Annotated in this window: 14 protein-coding genes; 6 read left to right on the top strand and 8 right to left on the bottom strand. The window is 56.9% G+C overall.

Going from position 1 to position 17554, the window contains the following annotated elements:
* Nucleotides 1–195: 195 nt before the first annotated feature.
* From folK to ACLM7Z_RS02510, 4 genes are read right to left on the bottom strand one after another with little or no spacing between them, the layout of a single operon-like run.
* Complete coding sequence (gene folK / locus ACLM7Z_RS02525; protein WP_435645552.1) at nt 196–1011, bottom strand: 2-amino-4-hydroxy-6-hydroxymethyldihydropteridine diphosphokinase; 816 nt, start codon at nt 1009–1011, stop codon at nt 196–198.
* Nucleotides 1012–1830 carry a dihydropteroate synthase gene (gene folP, locus ACLM7Z_RS02520; protein ID WP_087022639.1) on the bottom strand — a complete coding sequence of 273 codons (819 nt, stop codon included), beginning with the start codon at nt 1828–1830 and terminating at the stop codon, nt 1012–1014. It abuts the gene before it with no gap.
* A gap of 14 nt (nt 1831–1844) precedes the next feature.
* Complete coding sequence (locus tag ACLM7Z_RS02515; protein ID WP_435645551.1) at nt 1845–2333, bottom strand: HD domain-containing protein; 489 nt, start codon at nt 2331–2333, stop codon at nt 1845–1847.
* Nucleotides 2330–4078 (bottom strand): dihydrofolate reductase, encoded by a 1749-nt coding sequence (locus ACLM7Z_RS02510; protein ID WP_087022642.1) that lies wholly within the window; start codon nt 4076–4078, stop codon nt 2330–2332. The genes ACLM7Z_RS02515 and ACLM7Z_RS02510 overlap by 4 nt, the downstream gene beginning before the upstream one ends.
* 229 nt (nt 4079–4307) lie before the next feature.
* On the opposite strand from ACLM7Z_RS02510, the gene ACLM7Z_RS02505 reads away from it, so the two are divergent.
* The 4 genes from ACLM7Z_RS02505 to ACLM7Z_RS02490 all read left to right on the top strand — a co-directional run bounded on the left by ACLM7Z_RS02505 (nt 4308) and on the right by ACLM7Z_RS02490 (nt 10616).
* Nucleotides 4308–6155, top strand: a complete 1848-nt coding sequence (locus ACLM7Z_RS02505; protein WP_435645550.1) for a heavy metal translocating P-type ATPase — start codon at nt 4308–4310, stop codon at nt 6153–6155.
* 123 nt (nt 6156–6278) lie between these two features.
* Nucleotides 6279–7151 carry a helix-turn-helix domain-containing protein gene (locus tag ACLM7Z_RS02500; protein WP_273348998.1) on the top strand — a complete coding sequence of 291 codons (873 nt, stop codon included), beginning with the start codon at nt 6279–6281 and terminating at the stop codon, nt 7149–7151.
* 77 nt (nt 7152–7228) lie between these two features.
* Nucleotides 7229–7765 (top strand): nitroreductase family protein, encoded by a 537-nt coding sequence (locus tag ACLM7Z_RS02495; protein ID WP_087022650.1) that lies wholly within the window; start codon nt 7229–7231, stop codon nt 7763–7765.
* Between the two features lie 151 nt (nt 7766–7916).
* Nucleotides 7917–10616: an S-layer homology domain-containing protein gene (locus ACLM7Z_RS02490; protein ID WP_273348999.1), complete on the top strand. Its 2700-nt coding sequence runs from the start codon at nt 7917–7919 to the stop codon at nt 10614–10616.
* Between the two features lie 46 nt (nt 10617–10662).
* Here the strand turns inward: ACLM7Z_RS02490 and ACLM7Z_RS02485 are convergent, their stop codons facing one another.
* The 4 genes from ACLM7Z_RS02485 to ACLM7Z_RS02470 all read right to left on the bottom strand — a co-directional run bounded on the left by ACLM7Z_RS02485 (nt 10663) and on the right by ACLM7Z_RS02470 (nt 14958).
* On the bottom strand, nt 10663–11517 hold the full coding sequence (locus ACLM7Z_RS02485; RefSeq protein WP_242969892.1) for a hypothetical protein: 855 nt from the start codon (nt 11515–11517) through the stop codon (nt 10663–10665).
* A gap of 15 nt (nt 11518–11532) precedes the next feature.
* Nucleotides 11533–12627 carry a metallophosphoesterase family protein gene (locus tag ACLM7Z_RS02480; protein WP_165761199.1) on the bottom strand — a complete coding sequence of 365 codons (1095 nt, stop codon included), beginning with the start codon at nt 12625–12627 and terminating at the stop codon, nt 11533–11535.
* 392 nt (nt 12628–13019) lie between these two features.
* A complete protein-coding gene (locus ACLM7Z_RS02475) occupies nt 13020–14015 on the bottom strand; it encodes an ATP-binding protein (protein ID WP_087022658.1) in 996 nt (331 codons plus the stop codon).
* Nucleotides 14005–14958: a DnaD domain protein gene (locus ACLM7Z_RS02470; RefSeq protein ID WP_435645549.1), complete on the bottom strand. Its 954-nt coding sequence runs from the start codon at nt 14956–14958 to the stop codon at nt 14005–14007. The genes ACLM7Z_RS02475 and ACLM7Z_RS02470 overlap by 11 nt, the downstream gene beginning before the upstream one ends.
* Before the next feature lie 279 nt (nt 14959–15237).
* On the opposite strand from ACLM7Z_RS02470, the gene ACLM7Z_RS02465 reads away from it, so the two are divergent.
* Both ACLM7Z_RS02465 and ACLM7Z_RS02460 read left to right on the top strand, forming a co-directional pair.
* Nucleotides 15238–16461 (top strand): DapH/DapD/GlmU-related protein, encoded by a 1224-nt coding sequence (locus tag ACLM7Z_RS02465; protein WP_273349001.1) that lies wholly within the window; start codon nt 15238–15240, stop codon nt 16459–16461.
* 97 nt (nt 16462–16558) lie between these two features.
* Nucleotides 16559–17518, top strand: a complete 960-nt coding sequence (locus ACLM7Z_RS02460; protein WP_273349002.1) for a ribose-phosphate pyrophosphokinase — start codon at nt 16559–16561, stop codon at nt 17516–17518.
* Nucleotides 17519–17554: the final 36 nt, after the last annotated feature.

Genomic DNA, 17554 nt, shown 5'->3' with positions numbered 1-17554 from the left:
AAAAGAAAGATGTCTGGCTCGCTCCCGCGAGCGCGAATCTGTCGGACGGACGGTCCGCCAGTTCGCCCCCAACGGGGGAAAGGATATTTTGGACAGTTCGCGTGGCTTTGGCACGCGCAAACAGGTGAATAAAAATAAGCCAGGGCTGGTGATTCCAGTCCTGGCTTTTGCATGCTTCAAAAAGGTTTGGAGAGATCAGGCGTGCAGTGTGTCCAGAAGTTCCGATATTGTGCGGTGATATACCGGATGCACGAGGTATGGCGCAATCTGCGCGAGTGGTTTCAGCACAAAATCGCGTTTTGGGATTTCCGGGTGCGGCACGTGAAGTGTTTCATCCGCGATAATTTCGTCATCATAAAACAGGATGTCCAGATCGAGGGTGCGCGGACCCCAGTGCACAAGGCGTTCGCGTCCTGCTGCCTGTTCGATTTCATGCAGCCGATCGAGCAGCTCATGCGGCGGCAGCAGTGTATCAACACGCAGCACTGCGTTCAGAAAATCATCCTGCTCCACGCCGCCATACGGTGCGGTCACGAGATAATCCGATACCGCGCCCATGCGCATGTCTTCATCTTCACGCAACGCCTGCACAGCGCCGTCGAGATACGCTTTTTTGTCGCCCAGATTGGAACCGAGCGCGAGATATGCTGTGTGCCAGCCGCGCGTGATGCACACCGATGCGGTGTTCAGCGGCAGGCCGATGGGTGCCCATGGCTTTTCAATTTCCAGCCGGATGCGCCGCAGCAGCGGCAATGTGCGCAGCAGATGCATGCACAACCGTTCCGCTGCCGTTTCCAGCAGCTGGAAGGTGTGGGCAGTCAAATAGTGCTGGATTTCCGCGCATACCGCACCGTAGTCCATCGAGTGATTCAAATCATCGGTCAGCCCGGCGCGGCGCAGGTCGGTATACAGCACGGCACTGACAACAAATTTCTGTCCCAGCCGATTTTCCTCCGGAAATACGCCGTGGTGTGCGAATACCTCCAGCTGCTTGATGCGGATTTCGTCCATTTATGCTTCCTTTCCGGCGCGCAGAATCGCCTCCGTCATATCGACTGCGCGGCGGTTCGCCTTTACGTTGTGTACGCGCACAAACGAACAGCCCTTCATCATGCCGATGACGGTTGTGGCAAGTGTACCCTCTTCGCGCTGGTCGGCGGGCAGGTCGAGCGTTTTGCCGATCATCGACTTGCGCGAAGTGCCCAGCAGAACCGGATAACCCAGCTCATTCAGAAGCTCCAGATGGTTCATCAGAATCAGGTTGTGTTCGAGCGTCTTGCCAAAGCCGATGCCCGGATCCAGGATGATGGCATCGTCGGCAATGCCTGCGTCCTTTGCGAGCTGGACACAGCCGCGCAGGTCGTCCAGCACGTTCGGCAGATAATTCGTATAAATGGCTTCCTTGCGGTTGTGCATCAGGCAGCACGGCACACCGGCCTGTGCAATGACACCCGCCATCTCCGGGTCATATTTCAGACCCCAGATGTCGTTGATGAGATCGGCACCTGCGTCCAATGCCGCGCGCGCGACCGCACTTTTATACGTATCGACCGATACCGGAATGTCAAATTCGCGCTTGACTGCCTCGATAACCGGTACGACACGGGAAATTTCCTCCTCGTCCGGCAGCAGCGTATAGCCCGGGCGGGTGGATTCGCCGCCGATATCCAGAAGATCTGCACCGTCCGCAATCATTTCCTCCGCATGGCGCAGGGCTGCGTCCATACTGTTCCATTTTCCGCCGTCGGAAAACGAGTCCGGCGTCACGTTCAAAATACCCATCACATAGGTGTGATGTGCAGTATCAAAATTTTTTTCGCCAATAATCATAAAAATACCTTCTTTCAAAACAGAACGGTTGTGTTGCGCCGTTCCTCCGGCCAGTAGCAGGTATCCGCCGCCTTGCATGCAAAGCACATGCGGCTGGCGTGATCTGCCTCAAAAATGATCTGTGCCAGGCTGTCCGGTGCATCACCTGTGCGGTGGCGGCTGACAGCCCGCAGGATTTCCTCCTGTTCCTGTGCGGTAAATGCCGTCTCGTGCAGCAGCTCCTGTGCCATCGGCACACCTGCCTGTGCGTGCGGCGCGCCGGTTGTATACTGTGCCAGTCGACCCAGATCATGCAGCAGTGCTGCCGCATAGATCATATCGCGTGGGTAGGGCGCATGCCGTTCCGCTGCCAGCAGTGCGGCAATGCGTGCCACATCCAGCAGGTGCGGCAGCCCGTGCTGGCAGTAAATGCGTCCGGCTTCCAGCTCATCCATCTGCCGCAGCCAGTCTTGATAGCGCGGGCTGTGTAAAATCGGCTGGATGCGTTCCATTGCCTGTATCATGTCAAGTCCTCCACCGCCTGCCGCAGCGCATGCAGCCACGAGAGTGAGCCGAATGCGACAATGGCGCCGTCGTTCCCCGCCGCATCGAATGCGGCCTTCAGTGCCTGCGGCACGCTGTCCGCGGGCGTCACACTGTCACAGAACTGACGCAGGCAGTCCGCGAGTGCATCCGCCGCGAGTGCGCGCGGGTTATCCGGCGTCACTGTGATGATATGCCGCGCGAGCGGCGCCATCAGCCGTCCGACTTCGGAAAAATCCTTGTCGGCGAGCACACCAACGATTTCCACCACGTTGCCCTCCGGCCAGCGATGCAGCACCTCTTCGCGCAGGCGCGCCGCTGCGTTCGGGTTGTGTGCGCCGTCGATCAGGAGCACCGGGTGGTCACACAGCTGCTGCATGCGCCCGTTCCACTGTACGGCCCGCAGGCCGCGCCGGATGGCGTCCTCCGAAACGGGGAATTGCTCCAGCTGCCGCACGGCGGTGATGGCAGTCGCCGCGTTGCGCGCCTGAACCAGTCCGGGCAGGGAAAGCGCAATGCGTTTGTCAGCCAGATAGTCGAACACAATGCCGTGCGCGTCTGTGTGTGTGACAATACAGTCCTCCGGGTGAACGACGGTCAACGGGCAGTCGGTTTCCCGGCAGAGCACTTCGATTTCATGCATAACCTGCGCATCCTGTCCCTGGAGGACGACGGGGATGCCAGGCTTGCAGATGCCGCCTTTGGCGCGCGCGATTTCTTCGATGGTTGTGCCGAGGAATTTCATGTGATCCATGCCGATGGAGGTCAGCACGCTGACGGCGGTCGTTCGTATGACGTTGGTCGCGTCGTCGCGCCCACCCATGCCGCACTCGATGACAGCGATGTCACAGCCCTGCTGTGCCAGCCAGCAGAAGGCAAGCACGGTTTCCAGTTCAAAGGCGGTCGGCGTTGCCTGTCCGTCCGCCTGCATCGCGTCACACAGCGCGCACAGGCGCGTCATCCACGCGGCATAGTCCGCTTCGGAGATCATTTCACCGTTTACCTGCCAGCATTCGCGTTCATGGAACACGGCTGGGGAGGCATAGGTTCCAACGCGATAGCCCGCTGCGCGCAGCATGGCGGCAGTCATGGCGAGCGTCGATCCCTTGCCGTTGGTGCCCGCAATGTGGACAAATGGAAGTCTGTCCTGTGGATTGCCCAGCCGCGCCAGCAGGGTGCGCATCGGCCCGAGACCGGGGACAATGCCCTTCTGCGCGGTCAGCCGGGCGATAGAATCCCGCGCCTGTGCGTAATTCATCGCGCGGCGCCGACAGGTCACGAAGGTATAAGGGATGTCTCCAGCCACATCCGTGCGTTCGGTCTCCACAAACGCGGCGCGGTCGAACGGTGGGAACTGGGTATCCCCGTCGAAGTGCGCGTGGATTTCAGTCAGATACAGGATATCCGCCAGCGGCAGTGCCTCGCGGTACAGCTGTGCGCCGCCGCAGATAAAGACATCCTGTGCGCCCGCCAGCGCCAACGCCTGCGGCAGATTGGACACGGTGGTACAGTGCGGCTCATTGAACTTTTTGGTGCGGGAAACGACGATGGTCTCCCGTCCGGGCAGCGGCCGGCCGATTTCCTCATAGGTTTTCCGTCCCATCACCATGACATGCCCCATGGTCAGGTCGCGGAACCGGTGCTTTTCCGCCGGGATATCCCACGGAATGCGGCCATCTTTTCCGATGACCCGGTTTTCCGCATACGCGGCGATCAGTGCAATCATAGTGTTCCTCCACAGACGTTTTTTCTCGCATAATAGGATACCACATTTTGCACGGCGTGACAAATGCCATCATATCACCAGAATGCGCCAATTTTCACCAAATGTTCACGGGTGAAGTATAGACCTTTCTGTCCGGTTGAGCTATAATAGAACATGTTTCCGCAAAACTGTACGGTTTTGCGGGTATTTGGAGTTGTTGGAGTATCAAATTGAAGGAGAAGTGAAACAAATGAAAAGCAAACGCAACAGCAGTGCGGAGCTGACCGCACTCTGCGTGCTGTCTGCCGCAGGTCTGCTGCTCTCTCTCATGGGGATTTCCGCGGTGGGCATCGATGCGGCCTGGATTGCCATCCTGCTGTCCGGTGTGCCGTTTACAGTGGAAACAATCCGCAGTATGGCGGAGCAGAAACGGCTGCGCTCCGGCTTCCTCGTCCCGGTGACGATGGTGCTGGCGATTGTGCTCGGCGAATATTTTGCCGCAGGCATGGTTGCATTTATCATGCTGGTGGCACACCGCGTCGAGCTGATGACAGAACGCCATGCGCATGAGGGCGTTGCGCGTCTGACTTCGCTGACACCGCAGACCGCGCATGTCCTACGCGGCGGAAAAACCGTCGATATCCCGATTGAGGAGATTACAGTCGGCGATACGCTTTCTGTTCTTGCGGGAGAAACCATTCCGGTGGACGGCGTGATTCTGGAGGGTCAGACTTCGGTCGACCAGTCGGTTATGACCGGTGAATCCATGCCGGTGGACAAAAAGGAGGGCGATGCGGTCATCAGCGGCACGCTCAACCAGTTCGCTGTGTTTACCATGCGCGCCGAGCATGTCGGACAGGACAGCGCCATGCAGCGCATGGTGCAGCTCGCCGAACAGATCGACGCGGAAAAGGCGCCGATCATTGGACAGGCAGACCGCTGGGCGACCTGGCTTTCGATTGCAGCGCTTGTGGTTGCAGTGGCTGTGTATGCGATCACCGGTGACCCGTCACGCGCCGTAACGGTACTCGTTGTATTCTGCCCATGTGCATTTACGATGGCGACGCCGACCGCGATTCTTGCGGGCATGGCAAATGCGTCGAAATATGGCATTATCATCCGCTCCGGGGACGCACTGGAGCGCCTGTCGCATGTCACAAAAGCCGCGTTCGACAAAACCGGCACGCTGACCTATGGCAAGCCGGAGCTGATTGATGTACGCTGTGAAGGGGCATATTCCCGTGAGCAGCTGATCGCACTCGCGGCGTCTGCCGAGCAGAGCTCGGAGCATCCACTCGGGAAAGCGCTGCTGCGCCACGCGCAGGAGAAAAATATTCCGTTGTCCGATTGTACCGATTTTGTCGTTTCTGCGGGTTTGGGTGTTTCTGCGACGGTGGACGGGCATGCCGTTCGCCTCGGTAAGCCGGAACTGATGGAGGGCGTGGACATTCCCGACGCCGCGCGCCGGGAGAGCGATGCCTTTGGCACAGAAAAGGGTGCCAGCTGTATCTTTGTGCTGGTTGACGGCACTTATGCGGGCTTCCTCGTGTTTGCAGATACACTGCGCGTGCATGCACGCCAGATGATTATCCGCCTGAAGGAGCTGCACGTGCATTCTGTCCTGCTGACCGGTGACCGTGCATCTACAGCTAACACCATTGCCGGACAGCTGACGATCCCGGAGGTCTATGCCGACCTGCTGCCGGAGGACAAAATGAACCGTCTGGCACAGCTGGAAACCGGAAAAGACCATGTCTGCATGGTCGGCGACGGCGTGAACGATTCACTCGCGCTGAAATCCGCCTATGTCAGCATGGCGATGGGCGGCATCGGCAGCGATATCGCAACCAATTCCGCCGATATCGTTCTGGTCGACGACGAGGTGCGCAAGGTGTCCTATCTGTTCCAGCTGTCCCAGAAGGTCATGAAAAAGATAAAATCCAATGTCTTTATCACCATGTCCATCAATTTCTGGTTTATTCTGCTGGCGGCGTTCGGACTGCTCAGCGCCGCAGAGGGTTCCATTGTCCACATCATTTCCGCTCTGTTTGTCGTCTTGAATTCTTCCGCGCTTTCCACTGCGTGGGGGTTGGACTGACCGGAACAGATACATGCAAAATGCCGCGGGACGTGCAGTTCGGCGGCATTGTTTGCTTTTTTGCGTGCAGCTATGATATACTGCTGTCAGAAAACATGTTTGCTTTGCGCAGGAGTTGATTGGATGTATCAGAATTTTATCCCCGGGCAGTATCCCAGCTGCTTTCGCGGCGATCCACCCGTGCTTTCCTATATCTGGAAAAAGAGAGTTGGGGAATCCTTTTCCCCGCCGCGCATCATGCACAGTCATGATGAGATCTCTGAGCTGCTGCTCGTCATCGAGGGCTCTGCCAATTATACCGTCGGCGAGTCGCAGTATATCATTCAGGAAGGCGATATCGTCGCAATTGGCGCGGGCGTTCTGCATGATGAGGATGCACGGCTCACCGCAGATACGACCATGGCCGCCGTCGGGCTCCGGCAGGTGCGGCTGATTGGGCTGCCGGATGGCGCGCTCGTCGATGCGGCTACCTGTCCGGTGCTGTCGCTGGGGGATTCCTTCCCTGTGTTCCGCAGCGTGCTGGATACAATCCACAGTCTGTTGAATGACAACGGGGAGCAGTATGCCGAAACCTGCCAGTTCCTGATGGCCGGGTTGGTCTCGCTGCTTGTCCGCCTGTATCAGCACAATGCGGAGAGTGATGCGCCGTCCGGCAAAGGCGAGCAGTTTGTCGGGCGGATCCGTCAGTATATCGAGGCGCATTACAGCGAAACTATCTCACTTCCGTCCGTCAGCCGCGCCCTGCACATCAATCCCTATTATCTCGCGCATATCTTTAAGGAGCATACCGGGTATTCCCCGATGCAGTATGTCATTCGGCTGCGCATCGGCAAGGCGCAGGGGCTGCTCATGTATACCGATTATCCCATTACCCAGATTGCCGGAATGGTCGGCTACGACAATTCCAGCCATTTTAATGCGATGTTTACCAAATATATCGGCATGTCACCCGGAAAATACCGCAAAAAATTTCGATCATCCAAGGGTGGAAAATAAATCTGTTTTCTGTTGCATTTTCCCAAATGATGGAGTACACTGGGAAAAGATCAAAAATTCATCAGGGAGGAACCAAAATGAATACAACAGAATGTATCATGACCCGTCGCAGCGTCCGCAAGTTCACCGAACAGCCGGTGCCGCACGGGGTTCTGGAGGATATCATTGCGGCGGCTGCCTATGCTCCGTCGTGGAAAAACACGCAGATTTCCCGCTATATTGCCATTGAGGGCCGCGAAGCCATTGCGGAGATTGCAGACAACTATGCGGCGTTCAACAGGCACACGCTGTCCACTGCGCCGATGCTCATCGCACAGTGCTGTGTCAAAAAGCGCAGCGGCTATGAACGCGACGGTTCGTTCACAACCGACCGCGGCGATGGCTGGCAGATGTATGACTGCGGCATCGCAGCGCAGACATTCTGTCTGTCCGCACATGAGCACGGTCTCGGCACCGTCATTATGGGCATCTTCGACCGCCCGGCGCTGGAAAAGCACTTAAACGTGCCGGAGGATCAGGAGTTGGTCGCACTGATTGCAGTCGGCTATCCGGACGAAACCCCGAATGCGCCGAGACGCAAGGGTGTCGCCGACCTGCTGACTTACGCGGAATAATCACATACTGTAAAGACCTGCCCGACCCGGCAGGTCTTTTTTGTCAGAGATATGTGACATAATGATGGTTTTGGTTGCCGAGCAGAGCAAAGCAGGGTATAATAAAAATAAGGGGAACCATTGGGGATGATAGAACTTTGGAGGTAATGGGATGAAACAAAAACTTGTGTCGCTGCTGCTTCTGCTGGCACTTCTGGCAGGACAGCTTCCGGCGGCTGCTACATATACCGGGTCGGATAAGACCATACCGCTCACCGGATCTGTGACTGTTGTCAATCCCCTGTACGGCGGGACAGCGGACGAGGAATCACCGTCGGATTCGACAGATTCCATCATAGAAAACCCGCCGAACTTTCGCAAAAAACAGGCGGAGCGCGGCGAACACGGCGCGTCTGCGACGGCGTATTATACAGACATTGCCGATGCAGCGGGGTTCGTGCGCAGCCAGATGGCAAACCGTCAGCATGTGATTACGCTTGCCTACCGCACAACGGTGCGCTCGAACAGTGAAGACCCCAAGGTCAGCATTGTCAAGAGCATTGTCGCAAATGCGCTGGGGGAAACCGGGAACGAAAATGAAGGCGATTACCTGCGCTGGCAGTATGGACGCTATGTCTGCAACATTCAGGGTGAGTCGGTCGTAAACGGCGACGGCACGAGCACCTATTCGTATAAATTTATTTATTCAGTTGTCTATTACACAACGGCGGAACAGGAACGCGAGCTGAATGACAAACTGACGGAAGTACTGCGGTCATTACATCTTGAGCAGGCGACCGATTACCAGAAGATCGAACGGATTTATTCGTATATCTGTGACCATGTGAGCTATGACAGCGACGACACCACCACGCAGAAATATACCGCCTACAGTGCGCTGACGCGCGGCACCGCTGTCTGTCAGGGCTATGCGCTGCTGCTGTACCGCATGCTGCGCGAAGCGGGCTTTTCCACACGCATCATTGCCGGAACTGCAACCGCGAGCGGTGAAAACCATGCCTGGAACATCGTAAAGCTCGGAGAGCAGTATTATTATCTGGACAGTACGTGGGATGCAGGGGCGTCCTGGCGCGACTATTTTTTGCGCGGCAAGGACAGCTTCCTCGGACATGAGGCGTGGTCGGATTATACAAGCGATGAATTTATTGCCGCGTATCCGATTGCCGAGACCAGCTATGAGCCGGGTCCCGCGGACGATCCGCAGAGCAGTTTGCTCGGACAGGGTACCTGTGGAAATGATATCACGTGGAGTCTGGCAGAGGACGGCGTGCTGACGCTGCGCGGCAGCGGCAGGATGAACGATTATGAGGAAGGCAAGGCGCCGTGGGCGGAGCTGGCTGAGCGGATTACGGCGCTGGATATCGGCTGCGGCATCACCTCGGTGGGTAGCTATGCGTTCAGCGGTTGTACCGCCCTGAACACGGCGGTTGTGCTGCCGGACGGCATCAAACGCATTGGAAGCGGTGCGTTTTCGGGCTGTACAGCGCTGCTGTCCATCGATATTCTTCCGTCGGTGGCAGACATCCAGACGAATAGCATTCCGTCGGGCACTGTGATCCGCGGCTGTACAGGAAGTACAGCGGAAACGGTCGCGTCCCTGCGGGGGCTTACCTTTGAGACCATCCAGAGCATTGCGGATGCGGAAATTCAGCTGTCCCAGACGGTGTATTCATTTACCGGGGAAGCCTGTACGCCGACGGTGACGGCGACAACGGCAGACGGAGCTGAGGTGCCGTGCACGGTGGTCTATAGTAACAACATTGGCGCAGGAACAGCACAGGTGATGGTATCCGGTACGGACACATACGGCGGAAAGACCGAGGTGCAGTTTACCATTGAAAAAGCTGTGCCCCAGGTCGAAGTGCCACAGGGACTGTCGGCGCTCTGCGGACAGTCCCTGCGCGATGTGCTGCACAGCAGCTGCTTTGCATGGCAGGAGCCAGAGCAGTCGGTCGGCATGGAGAAGGGCGAAAAAACCTTCTATCTGACCTATACACCGATTGATACGCAGAATTATACGGCTGTGACCGATATTCCGGTAACGGTTTCCGTGCACGATACCATCGGGCTGAGCAGTACGGCTGCGACAACCCATGTGGGCGCAGAGCTACGCCTGATCCCGTCTGCGATTCCGAACAATGCCCCGGAGGATATCCTGTTCTGGAACAGCGATACCCCGGAGGTGGCGTCGGTTTCCAGCGAGGGCATTGTAACGGCGAACGCCGAGGGCACGGCGGTTATTTCTGTCCACAGTGTCAACGGCGAGTATGCGCAGTGCACTGTGACAGTGGAAACCCTGCCGTTCACGGATGTGGCGCAGAAGGCATGGTATTACAATGCCGTGTCGTATGCCCGCGGCAACGGTCTGTTTGCCGGCATTACGCCGACAACATTCGGACCCAACAAAACCATGACACGTGCTATGCTGGTACAGGTACTGTACAGCATGTCCGGCTTACCCACAGTGACTGGGAAATCCCCGTTCAGCGATGTTGAGGAGGGGAAATGGTATACCAGTGCGGTTATCTGGGCAGCGGAAAACGGTGTTGCCGCAGGTACGGGAAATGGGACATTTTCCCCCAATAAGCATGTTACCCGCGAACAGACAGCCACGATTCTGTACAAATACGCCGATCTCAACGGCCATTCAACGACATCGTATGTCAGCATCAGCAGCTATGACGACGATCAGGATGTATCCAACTGGGCGATTCATGCGATGCAGTGGGCAGTCGGCAACGGTCTGATTTCGGGCACGGACGGCAACCTGCTACAGCCGCGCGGCAACGCAACACGCGCGCAGCTCGCACAGATTATGATGAAGTTCCGATACAATATTGTATATGGGTAAACAAAACCCGGCACGCCTGCGCGTGCCGGGTTTGCTGTATTTTGCGCTATTCGCGGCGCTTTTCTGAACCGGATTTTTGGTCCTTTTTCTGCGGCTTTTCCGGAATCGGATTGCCGAAGTTATCGACGCCATAGCCGTCACCGTGGTTGATGATCGGGATGAATTTGGGGGCAAAGCGCCCGCGCCCGCGGTGCTTGACGTAGAAATAGCCGATGACCGAAAAGACCACCGCACCGATGAAGTTGACAAATAAATCTTTCATCGTGTCAATCAGGCCGATGTCGAGATAACCGCCATATTTAGCGATCCAGTCCTCGCCGTTGACCAGCAGAGAATCCACCTGGAGATGGATTGGCACATTTGCACCGGTGGGATTGAGTGCCACAGAGTTGATGCTGGTCACAAAAAAGTCCTTCTGCATGTCCATGGCGAATGTTCTGTCCATGAAAAATTCAAAAAATTCCCACAGAACACCGATGGTCATGGAAAAGCAGAATGCGACAATGGCGACAAATACAGGCGACAGCTTGACCAGAAAGCGTTCGCTGCGGTTGAAAATATCGACGAGCGAAAAACCGATGGCAGCCATCAGAAAACCGTTGATGGTATGCAGCATCGTGTCCCACATCGGGATTTTCTCGTAATATGCGTTGATTTCGCCCATGATTTCCGCTGAAAAGATGAACAGCATGATGATGACCTCCAGAAACGGCGGGAGATCCAGATCGAGCTTCTTTTCAATAAAGCGGGGCAGACCGAGCAGAAACAGTGACAGAAAACAGATGAATACGTTTTGATAATCGTCGTTGATGAACTGGCGCACCGCACAGATGACGATGAGAATCGTCAAAATGGTGCGTACGCGGAGTTCATTGCTGGTTTTTGGTTTTTCCTTTTGCATGCAGCAATCCTTTCCTCAGTCCAGCTCGCGCCCGTCGAGCGCGGCAAGGGCATATTCCAGTGCAAGCGTCAGCTTGGCGCAGGATTTTTCATCTTGACTGCATTTTTCCATGCGGGACAGGAAATCACGCGTCACCGTCCCGCGCAGGCCGTCGTCCTTCTGGTAGCGGTACAGATCCTGCATGGCGGAGGATTCGTCGATGACCTGTGCATGGAAAAACGAATGGCGCAGCGATCGTGACAGGGCAGTGAGATTCGGCTCATACATGCGCGTGCCGGTCAGATGGACGATGCAGCAGATGCGTGCGGGCGGCTGCGGCAGCAGCGGCAGCAGTGCTTCCGCGAGCATGGCGTCGCTTTGCAGACCGGTCATGGGCAGGGAGACTGTCGCAAATTCCAACGCACCGGACGGGCGCAGAGTCAGGGAGACATCCCCTTTTTCAATGCGTCCGGTGAGATAGCCCTTGACACCGGTTTCATCCGATGCTGTGGCGGAGAAGCAGCCCGGGCAGCTGAGTGCGGTCTGGCCGATGCGGAATACACCGCTGAACCGGTGGTTGTGGCCGAGCGCGATATAGTCGAAGCGGCTGCCGATGACGGCGCTCTCAGAAATCGAGTTGTAGCCGCCTGTGCCGCCCAGCTCGCCGTGCATCAGGCAGATATTGCATTTGGACGGGTCGAGCGGTGCTTCCAGCGAGATGACCGCCTTGTTGTCCTGAAAGGCGGCGCCCCAGATGACGGTTTTTCCGTCGTTCAATGCGACCGGCTCCAGTGTGCGCCCGGTGAAAACATGCAGGTTCTGCGGCAGCGGCTGTGTGGCATATGGGCTGCCCGCATGATAATAATCGTGGTTGCCGGGCGAAAGGAACACGGGACACGGGCACTTGGCGAGCAGCGCGAACACGGCAGAGGAAATCTGCGGGCGCACATCCGGTGTATCGAACAGGTCTCCCGCGATGAGCACGGCATCCGCCGCGGATGCGCCGGCATATGTCACAAACGACTGAAGTGCGGACAGCTGTAGGCTGACGGCTTCTGCGGCGCGGTCGGGCGGAAGAAAATCAAATTTTGCACCGATGTGGAAATCGGCGGCATGGATAATATTTGGCATAAAGAAAAACCTCCTCCGAAACATCGGGCGGGATATATTCTGATGCTTTCTATTATAGCAGTTTTGACGCGGCTTGCAAAGCGCCGCGCGCGCCGTTCGGTGCAGAAAAAGAGAAAAAACACGACAAAGCGGCCGCCCTGACGGGCGGCCGCTTCGTTCGCATACGTTTCACAAAATAAAAAGGGGGGTAAGAGAAATTCAAAGATACCGGCATATCTTTTAGGAAGAGGTTTCGTCGTTCCCTCGTTCCATGCTCATAGTATAACGCATTTATCCGAGGAAGTTGTGAACAAATCGTAAAACGACTGTTACAATTCTATGTTGTTTTTGAAGATAGACAGTAAAGACGCAGATATTTGCGAAAACGGCGGAAAAAGTACCCGATTATCAGGTCAAAAACGCTGTTTTTTCCGGATTTTGCGAATGTCATCGCCGATAAAACGCAGCTGGGTAAACTCGCCGAGGATGCGCGAGGCAATCGCCGCGGAGTACCGACCCTCCAGCTCACCCGGCAGCAGATTGGTGCTGAGGATGGTCGGCAGCCGTGCCATCAGGCGGCGACTGAGCAGGTCATACAGGCAGGAGGTGTGGAAGGCGCCGGGCAGTTCCGTGCCGAGATCGTCGACAATCAGCAAATCGGCATTGCGAAAACGCGCAAGTGCCTGCGAGGCGGCAGAAAAATCGCCGCTTTTGAATTTTGCGTTGTTGTACTGGTCAAAAATAGAAATGGCAGTATCATATGTCACGGAAAAGCCCCGCTCGGTGACGCGCCGCGCGATGCACGACGACAGGAAGGTTTTGCCGAGGCCTGCTGCGCCGTACAGCAGCAGGTTTTCATAGGATGCACCGAAGGTTTCGGCAAAGCTGCTGCACTTCTGGTAGTTGAATTTCGCCATTTCGCGCGGGGAAATACCGGAACGGCTGTCGGGCTGGGTGCTGTAGTAGTCCAACCGGAATGTGTCAAAGGTCTCCCGGTCGACCGGGAGCAGGGAGGACAGATCCTTTTTCTGCTCGGCGGCGGCGCGGCGGCGCACACAGTCGCACAGCCCGCTCTCGACATAGCCGGTGTCCCGGCAGGCGGGACAGTCGCAGGCGACGGCGAGATAATCCGCCGGATAGCCGTTTTCCAGCAGGATGTGGCGTTTTTCGTCCTGTAAAGCCAGATTTCGGTCGCGCAGCGCAGCAATGGCGCTGTCGGTATTGTTTGATTCAAACGCAATCCGCATGGCTTTCGCCGATGTCGCGCGCAGCTCGCGGTCAATTTCACCCAGACGCGGGATGGTATGCGTCAGGCGGTAACGGCGTTCCTCTGCTTCGGCTTCATGCTGCTGTCGCTGCTGTTCCATCTGCCGGAGAATCCGGGAGATCAGTGCCCTGTCATACGCCATGGCTGTTGCCCTCCTTTCGGTTCATTGCGTTGAATTCCTCCAGCCAGTCGCGCTCCCAGTCGGAGAGATTGGCACCATCGGACGGCGGTGTGAGTTTGGCCTGCGGTGCGGGCTGCGGCTGGCGCAGACCCGGCTCCACCGCGGTGATTTCCGCTGCCGTGTGGACACCCTTCTGATGCCAGCTGTCCAGAATCCCCTTGAGATATTTCCAGCTGAATTTGCCCAGACGGGCGTACATGCGCTCCTTCGCCAGCTCGACTGCCTCCGCATCGAAGCCCTGTCGGATAAAGCCGGACAGGTAACGGTATTCCTCCGGTGCAGGGTCGCGTCCCGCCATGTCCAGCGCGCGCAGCATGCTGTCCATCAGCGGCTTTTCCGCCTCGCGCCGCGCGAGAAATTCCGATGCGGCTTCTGCGGTAAAAATGCCCATATCTGCCCAGAGGTACGCCTGTTCCTCGATATCGCGGCGGCTGACGACGCCTTTTTCCCGGTGCAGCCAGGTCAGCAGGTCGATGAGCACATCGGCGGGCAGGCCGAGATGCTCATAGGCGTTCATCAGCGTGCGCAGCTGGGCTTCGGTCAGCGTGCGGCCGAGCACCATCTCTGCCGTCTGGCAGACCGATGCAAAGCGATGATCGCCTTCGCGGCGCGCGCGCATTTCCGCCGCCGTGTAGCGCGGCGGGTGTGGATGCTTCTGCTGTGTTTCGGTCGGCGTGGAGACCAGGTGCAGGCTGGTCAGCGTGTGCACGGCGCGGTCATACCGGTCGCGCGTCATGCCGAGCGCGCGCAGCGCTTCGCGCTCGTCGAACGACGAGCCCTTTCGCACAAGATACAGGTACAGCAGTGCACTGTCGCCGTCACAGCAGGCGAGCAGGCTGTCCACAACCTGTGCGCGCAGCACGCAGAACTCCCCGCCGGTCGGAATGAGTGATGTGAGTGACATGAATATGCCTCCGGGAAAACGGGTTTTCCGTCGCAAAACGGAAAATATCGGTTACATTTGTGCAAAATTACGGGAAGTCATCCGGTACTTTGTGCCAGATGACGGTTATTTTATTATATCGTGACAAAAGTAATAGTGCAAGCGAAAAGGAGCGCGTAAAATTTTATATATTTACTGATGTTTTTTTGCGAAAAAAATAGTATAATAAATTTACGTATTTTTCCTGAGGGCAGTTTGCGCCTTTTTGCAGCTGCTCCAGTGGCGGAAAGGATATCTTAAATGTCTTGTAATAAGTTGAATACGATTTTGCTCGGCGGTAAGAAGGGCGCGGACGGAAAATATCCGGTACAGCGCGAGATTCTGTTCACCCCGACCGGACGTCTGGTTGCGGATGCACTGCCGGAACAGTGCCGGCTGTTCTATGCGCGCCAGCAGAGCGAGCCGGAGCTGGAAGGGATTGAATCCATTGTCTGTCCGGATGACGCGGATTTCACGGAAATGGTATCGACAGCAATCGAAGGCATGGAGGGCGATGTTATGCTGCTCTCCACTCCGATGCCGGAGGTTGTTTCAGAGGAATACCAGATGGTAATGGATCAGCATGTCGAGGCGCAGACCGCTGTCACAACGCTGACCTGCGGCGCGCTGGATGATACCTGGCACATTGCCGTGTACAACGTCGATGTGCTGCGCGACATTCTGACCTGCCACCCGCTGTCGCTGACGCATTCCATTCAGATTGCGGGCGAAATCAGCGCAAAGACCGGTGCCTGCCGCACGCATTCGCACATCGATGTGCGCTCCGCCTGCGATGCCTACCACGCACAGAAGACGCTCCAGCACCGCGTCAACAGCGCACTGATGGAGCGCGGCGTCAGCATCCTCGACCCCGAATACACGTATATTTCCCCGTACTGTGAAATCGGAAGTGGTACTACCATCCTGCCGGGCACGATGATCCGCCCGGGCAGCAAGATCGGCTGCGGCTGCACCATCGGCCCGAACACGATCCTTGACCGCGCGGAAATCGGAGACCGGACAAGCGTCAATTCCTCGCAGGTTTATGAGAGCTGTGTGGGAGCCGACGCGACCGTCGGCCCGTTTGCGTACATCCGTCCGGGCTGCCGGGTCGGTGATGAGACCAGAATCGGCGACTTCGTCGAGCTGAAAAAGGCATCCATCGGCAACGGCACGAAGGTTTCCCATCTGACCTACATCGGCGATGCCACGGTCGGCGAGCGCGTCAACTTCGGCTGCGGCACGGTTGTCGTCAATTATGACGGCTATGTCAAGAGCCAGACCGTGATCGGCGACGACTGCTTTATCGGCTGCAATACCAACCTCGTCGCGCCGGTTGAGCTGGGGGATCGTGTCCTCACAGCGGCCGGTACCACCGTCACGAAAAACGTGCCGGAAGGCGCGCTGGCAGTTGCCCGCGCACGGCAGGAGAACAAGGAAGGCTGGAATGATCGCCGCCGCCGCATGCACGGACAGGATAAATAATCCGCGAAATTTGAATAGAATATATCGTTTCGGAACATGATTAGGGAAACGCCTGGCGTTTCACGGACTGAAAAAGATGCAGGAGGACCTAAAAATTATGATATCTCACGGCAAGAATATTAAAATCCTCGCGGGCAATTCGCATCCCGCGCTGGCGATGCAGATTGCATCCGCTCTTGGCCTGCCGCTCGGCAAATGTACCGTCGGCCACTTTTCTGACGGCGAAGTTTCGGTTTCCATCGGCGAGACTGTCCGCGGCTCGGATGTATTTCTCGTACAGTCTACCTGTGAGCCGGTCAACGACAACGTGATGGAACTGCTCATTATGATCGACGCATGCAAGCGCGCGTCCGCAGGCCGCATCACTGCCGTTATCCCGTACTTTGGCTATGCCCGCCAGGACAGAAAGTCCAAGGCGCGCGATCCGATTTCCGCCAAGCTGGTTGCGGATATCCTCACGACCGCAGGCGCAAACCGCGTGCTCACCATGGATCTGCATGCACATCAGTTGCAGGGCTTCTTCAACATCCCGGTGGACAACCTGATGGGTGCGTCTGTACTCATCCCGCACATTGCAGGCAAGTTTGGCCGCAGCCGCGACGACATGATGATCGTTTCTCCGGATCTTGGCTCGGTTACCCGTGCAAGAAAGTTCTGTGAGAAGCTGGATTACCGTCTGGCGATCATTGACAAGCGCCGCCCACGCGCCAATGTCTCCGAAGTCATGAACATCATCGGCGACGTAAAGGGCAAGACCTGCATCCTGTGCGACGACCTGATTGACACCGCCGGTACGCTGTGCCATGCGGCGGAAGCGCTCATCGAGGTCGGCGGCGCAAAGGAAGTGTATGCCTGCGCAACACATGGCGTACTGTCCGGCCCGGCGATTGAGCGTCTCGAAAACAGCCCGATCAAGAACCTTGCGCTGCTCGACACCATCCCGCTGCCGACCAGCAAGCAAAGCGACAAGATTGAGCTGTTGCAGGTCGCTCCGGTCTTTACCGAGGCAATTGCACGCATCTACGAGGAATCTTCGGTTTCCCCGCTGTTTGACTGAGTTTGACAGGATACATAAGCGGCACGGTCAGCTGTG

Source organism: Butyricicoccus porcorum, from assembly GCF_051246315.1.
In the GTDB taxonomy this organism is placed as follows: domain Bacteria; phylum Bacillota; class Clostridia; order Oscillospirales; family Butyricicoccaceae; genus Butyricicoccus_A; species Butyricicoccus_A porcorum.
The sequence above is the reverse complement of the archived record's forward strand: the minus strand, read 5'-3'. Positions and strand labels throughout refer to the sequence as shown.

Coding starts and splice junctions, on each gene's coding strand:
- folK (WP_435645552.1), bottom strand. CDS start 1,011: ATGGACGAAATCCGCATCAAGCAGCTGGAGGTATTCGCACACCACGGC.
- folP (WP_087022639.1), bottom strand. CDS start 1,830: ATGATTATTGGCGAAAAAAATTTTGATACTGCACATCACACCTATGTG.
- ACLM7Z_RS02515 (WP_435645551.1), bottom strand. CDS start 2,333: ATGATACAGGCAATGGAACGCATCCAGCCGATTTTACACAGCCCGCGC.
- ACLM7Z_RS02510 (WP_087022642.1), bottom strand. CDS start 4,078: ATGATTGCACTGATCGCCGCGTATGCGGAAAACCGGGTCATCGGAAAA.
- ACLM7Z_RS02505 (WP_435645550.1), top strand. CDS start 4,308: ATGAAAAGCAAACGCAACAGCAGTGCGGAGCTGACCGCACTCTGCGTG.
- ACLM7Z_RS02500 (WP_273348998.1), top strand. CDS start 6,279: ATGTATCAGAATTTTATCCCCGGGCAGTATCCCAGCTGCTTTCGCGGC.
- ACLM7Z_RS02495 (WP_087022650.1), top strand. CDS start 7,229: ATGAATACAACAGAATGTATCATGACCCGTCGCAGCGTCCGCAAGTTC.
- ACLM7Z_RS02490 (WP_273348999.1), top strand. CDS start 7,917: ATGAAACAAAAACTTGTGTCGCTGCTGCTTCTGCTGGCACTTCTGGCA.
- ACLM7Z_RS02485 (WP_242969892.1), bottom strand. CDS start 11,517: ATGCAAAAGGAAAAACCAAAAACCAGCAATGAACTCCGCGTACGCACC.
- ACLM7Z_RS02480 (WP_165761199.1), bottom strand. CDS start 12,627: ATGCCAAATATTATCCATGCCGCCGATTTCCACATCGGTGCAAAATTT.
- ACLM7Z_RS02475 (WP_087022658.1), bottom strand. CDS start 14,015: ATGGCGTATGACAGGGCACTGATCTCCCGGATTCTCCGGCAGATGGAA.
- ACLM7Z_RS02470 (WP_435645549.1), bottom strand. CDS start 14,958: ATGTCACTCACATCACTCATTCCGACCGGCGGGGAGTTCTGCGTGCTG.
- ACLM7Z_RS02465 (WP_273349001.1), top strand. CDS start 15,238: ATGTCTTGTAATAAGTTGAATACGATTTTGCTCGGCGGTAAGAAGGGC.
- ACLM7Z_RS02460 (WP_273349002.1), top strand. CDS start 16,559: ATGATATCTCACGGCAAGAATATTAAAATCCTCGCGGGCAATTCGCAT.